At 62.2% G+C, this 4,658-nt stretch carries 4 protein-coding genes; 3 read left to right on the forward strand and 1 reads right to left on the reverse strand.

What is annotated here, in order from left to right:
* The 3 genes from PLJ71_22435 to PLJ71_22445 all read left to right on the forward strand — a co-directional run.
* Positions 1-1,271: lipoprotein-releasing ABC transporter permease subunit (locus tag PLJ71_22435; GenBank protein ID HQM51446.1), on the forward strand; the 1,271-nt coding region annotated here is incomplete at its 5' end.
* Positions 1,264-1,959, forward strand: coding sequence for an ABC transporter ATP-binding protein (locus PLJ71_22440; GenBank protein HQM51447.1), 696 nt, complete (start codon positions 1,264-1,266; stop codon positions 1,957-1,959). The genes PLJ71_22435 and PLJ71_22440, both read left to right, overlap by 8 nt.
* Before the next feature lie 39 nt (positions 1,960-1,998).
* Complete coding sequence (locus PLJ71_22445) at positions 1,999-3,435, forward strand: beta-galactosidase (GenBank protein HQM51448.1); 1,437 nt, start codon at positions 1,999-2,001, stop codon at positions 3,433-3,435.
* A 90-nt stretch (positions 3,436-3,525) separates the two neighbouring features.
* Here PLJ71_22445 and PLJ71_22450 read toward each other — a convergent pair.
* On the reverse strand, positions 3,526-4,658 hold a 1,133-nt coding region (locus PLJ71_22450), incomplete at its 5' end, for a family 10 glycosylhydrolase (GenBank protein ID HQM51449.1).

Consider the following 4,658-nt stretch of genomic DNA (forward strand, 5'->3'; position numbering starts at 1 on the left):
TGCGGTTTGAAGCGTTCATAGCGAGCCGGTACCTGCGGGGAAAGCGCAAGAGCCGGTTTGTGAGCCTGATCACGCTCATTTCGGTGGCGGGCGTGAGCGTGGGCGTGATGGCGCTTATTGTGGTGATGAGCGTGATGACGGGGTTCGACAACGAACTCCGCGCAACCATCATCGGCAACCGCGCGCATGTCACCGTCATGGAATGGGACCACGACGAAATTCTCGACCCCGATACGGTGGAAGGCGAGCTCCGGGCCATCTGTCCCGAAGTGCAAGGGGCGAGCCCGTTCATCGAGGTGTTGTCGCTTCTCAAGACACTGCGCGGACCCGACGGTTCGCAGATTGTCGAATTTGCCTACGTGGTGGGGGTCGATCCCAAGAAGGCCAGCGACGTCACCCTGCTCGAGCAGAACCTTTCCGACAAGAACGGCCGCACCTTCGGCGTCGGGGAGCTGCCGGATTACAAGGAGATCGTGCTCGGCTACGTCCTCGCGGGCAAGCTCGGCGCATACGTGGGCACGCCGCTAATCATCGTGACGCCCCAACTCAAGGGCGGCACCTACATGACCCACCCGACGGAGATGCTGGTCACGGTCAGCGGGCTTGCGCAGGCCCAAATGCACGAATTCGACACCGTCTATGGTTTCATTACCCTCGAGACGGCGAAGAAGCTCACCGGGAAGGACGGCGTGGACGGAATTCAATTGCGGCTCGACGACCCGTTCAAGGCCAAGGAAATCTCTGAACGCATCGAGGAACATTTGCCGGGTTATCGAGCCGTCACGTGGTACGAGAGCCAGCAGGCCTTCTTTGACGCACTGAAGGAAGAGAAGGTCGTGATGTTCATCATTCTGCTGTTCATCATTCTGGTGGCGGCGTTCAATATTACCAGTACTCTCATCATGGTGGTGATGGAAAAGCGGCGCGATATCGGCATCTTGCGCACCATAGGGGTAAGCAGCGCCTCGGTCCTGCGGCTGTTTGTGCTCGAAGGGCTCTATATCGGGCTTTCGGGGACGTTTGTCGGCCTCCTTTTAGGCATCATGCTCGCCTACAACCTCAATCCGGTTGCTGAGTTTATTGCCTGGACAATGGGCGTGGACCTGTTCAACTCGCAGATCTACTATTTCGACCGCATCCCCGTCGCGGTCCAGTGGATGGATGTGGCGTGGGTGACGGTGTGCGCAGTGATCCTCACGTTTCTTTCGACCATTTATCCGGCGTGGAGCGCTTCCCGCCTTGACCCCGTGGATGCTTTGCGTTATGAGTAGCGAACCCAAGACCCCGGTGATCGAGTGCCGCGGCCTCGAAAAGACCTATCATGACGGGAGCCGCGAGCTGCGTATTCTGCGGGGAATCGATATAGAAGTGCACGACGGCGACTTGATGGTCATAACGGGTCCGTCGGGCGTCGGAAAGAGCACCCTGCTCCATATCATCGGGACGCTTGACCGGCCGACGGCGGGCGATGTGCTGTTTCGCGGCAGGTCGCTGCAAAAGACGTTCGGGGCCGCCATCAACCGCATACGCAACGAGGAAATCGGGTTCGTGTTTCAATTCTACCACCTGCTCCCCGAGTTCACGGCACTCGAGAATGTGATGATGCCTGGGCTGAGCAGGGGCAAGCGCAGGTCCCAGTGCCAGCCGCGCGCCGAAGCGCTGCTCGATACGGTCGGCCTGGCCGAGCGCATGACGCATAAGCCCGGCCAGCTCAGCGGCGGCGAGCAACAGCGCGTTGCCATCGCGCGGGCCTTGTTCAACGAGCCGAGCGTCGTGCTGGCCGACGAACCCACTGGCAATCTCGACGAACGCACGGGCGAGGGCATCGTGGAGCTGCTCTACAACCTCAACGTGGAGCAACACGTTACACTGGTCATGGTGACGCACGACGAGGCTCTCGCATCGCGGGCAGTCCGCTGGATCCACCTGCACGAGGGCAAGGCGCTTGTGAAGAAGTAGCGCGGGCTGGCGCATGCGCTGGCGGGGGAGGAACCGGGCATGGCGTTGACGCGGCGGCAATTCCTGAAATCGGCGGCGGCATCTTCCATGGGTCTCGCGCTTTCGCGGACGACTTTCGCATCGCAGGGGGCGGCCCCAAGCGAGGCGTACGAGCGGCTTGGCCGGGTCGCGGCGAGACCGGGACGCGACATCAAAGCCTCCCCACTGTCGGTGGGATTCGAGGTGCTGGACCGCAAGTGCTTCGACCCCGCGCGGGCGTATGAGCACGTCGCGAACCTCGGCGTCAAGTGGGCGCGCTGCCAGACAGGCTGGTGCCGGTGCGAGACGGTCAAGGGCGAGTACGATTTCACCTGGCTGGACGAGGTGGTTGATTCCCTCCTTCGCGCGGGCGTGACGCCGTGGTTTAACCTGGGATATGGAAACCGGCTATACACCCCCGCTGCGCCCGACGAATTCGCGGTCGGCTGGGCGCCGGTATTCAGCGATGACGCGCTTGCGGGCTGGCTTCGATTCACGGAGCATCTGGCACGCCACTTCAAAGATCGCGTCCGCCACTGGGAGATCTGGAACGAGCCTAATGCCAGGAGCTTCTGGCAGCCCGAGAAGCCCAGCCCGGCGGATTACGCGCGGTTGGCGGCCCAAACGGCTCCGGTCATCCGCGGGCAGGTCCGAGATTGCGTCATCATCGGCGGAGCGCTCGCAGGGGTGCCCATGGACTTTCTCAAGGGCTGTTTCGAGAGCGGTCTCGGCGGCTTGGTGGATGTTATTTCCTATCATCCCTACCGGGCCATTCCGGAGGAGCGCTACGAGGATGACATGGCCGCGATGCGGGATGCGATTGCGAAATACGCGCCCGGCGTCAGGCTTTGGCAGGGCGAGAACGGTTGTCCATCGGTGGGGGGTCCGGAAAGCGTTGGAGCGCTGTCGCAGCTCGAGTGGGACGAAACGCGGCAGGCCAAATGGCTGTTGAGGCGCATCCTGCTCGATCTGCGTTATGGCGTGGAACTGACCAGCTATTATCACACCGTAGACTTGGTGGGATACCGTGGAAAAACCAATTTCAAGGGCCTGCTCCGCGGAAACGAGTACACGCCCAAGCCGTCGTATTTCGCCTACCAGTGCCTGTGCGCGCTGTTCGACGCGGCTACCCGGCGCGCGGAGCTTGCGCTCGCCCTCGTGGGGCAAGAAAAGGTACAGTTGCAGGAGGCGCATTTCACGCGAAACGGCCGGGCATTGTACGCATATTGGTTCCCGGCCGACCTGCAAAAGCCCTGGACCGCCCGGACAGTGAGCATGTCGCTTGATGTGCGTGAGGGGGCCGCATTGGACGACCCGGTTCTGGTGGACCCGCTGTCGCAGGAGGTCTTCCGGCTCGTCCCCGCGAAACTGGGAGAGACGAACGCCGTGTTCGAGAATCTGCCGCTGCGGGACTACCCCCTGTTAATCACCGGCGCCGGCGCGTTTCAAATGGCATGAACAGGCCCCGGCCGCCTGTAGCCGGCGAAACCGTTTGGAACAGACCACGCGGCTTTGCCGCGCAAGACCTCGGGCCTGTCCGCGTCGCGGCTATTTCTTCGTAATGCCCATGCCGCACAGGGGGACCATATCGGCGTACTCGGCGGTGCCGTAATTGAACACTGTAAACCCGCCGGCGCCGAGTTCGCGCGTGATCGCGATCTGTTCAACGAGCTTCACGATATCGAGGCGGTCCGGCCACGTGCTCTGCCCGATCCCCGGATAGCACGGCACGTTGCCCGCCCACTCCATCTGTTGCATGGCCATGTTGCGGAAGCTGTCGTTGTAAGGCGTGTAGTCCATCGGGCACACGAAATCCAGGTAGCCCTTGTCGCACCAGACCTTCCAGTCCTGGCCGACCTTGTCGCGGTCCTGGGGCCAGTTGCGAAAGACGGCCGCGGATATCTTTATGCCCGGGCGGGCCTTTCGCGCGCCGTCGTGAACGCCCGCCACGACCTTCGTGATGTTCTGGCGGCGGAATTCGAGCCAGGACTCGAAGTCTTTTCCGCCGGGACCGGCATCTTTGGGCCAGTTGGCGACGGGGCGGCCCAGTTGCTTTTCGAACCGCGCGCGGCATCCCGCGCAGAAACAGTGGTCCGAGTCAGGGTACCGGATGTAGTCGAAATGGATGCCATGGACGTCATAGTTCCGCGCCACCTCGACCATGGAATCGATCTCGAGTTGCTGGTTGGCGGGATGAGACGGGCAGAGCCACTGCGGCTGCGGCGTGCCGGCAAAGCTGACCTGGGTCCGCCCCTCGGCTTTCATGCGTTCGAGAAATTCCCTGGGTGCGCGCGAACCCATGTTCCAGTTGACTTTCCAGACGTGGCATTCGACGCCGTATTTCCTGCACGCGGCGAGGCAAAGGGCAATCTGGTCGCCCTTTTCCGCGACGTCCGCGGCCGTGGGCAGCACGCTGCTCGGGTAAAAGGCCGCGCCGCCCCACAACATGTTCGGCAGTATGGCGGTGAAACCGTTGTCCGCAAGGCGTTTGATGGCTTCATCCCAGGTCACCCCGTCGACGCCGAAGGCACTGTGGCACCAGTAGGCGCGGTGTTCGTCAGGAACCGGTTTTTGTGCGGCGCAATAGGCCAGCCGGATCGCGTACTTTATCTGTTCGGCCGTTTCGATGGCTTCGGCAAACCGTTTGTTCTTCACGCATTCCGAGGCCCGCGCGAAGAGCG

The sequence above is a fragment of the Candidatus Hydrogenedentota bacterium genome (assembly GCA_035416745.1).
Lineage (GTDB): Bacteria > Hydrogenedentota > Hydrogenedentia > Hydrogenedentales > SLHB01 > UBA2224.

What these genes read in the sequence shown, in the direction of transcription:
- PLJ71_22440 (HQM51447.1), top strand. Translation starts at nt 1,264, where the DNA reads ATGAGTAGCGAACCCAAGACCCCGGTGATCGAGTGCCGCGGCCTCGAA.
- PLJ71_22445 (HQM51448.1), top strand. Translation starts at nt 1,999, where the DNA reads ATGGCGTTGACGCGGCGGCAATTCCTGAAATCGGCGGCGGCATCTTCC.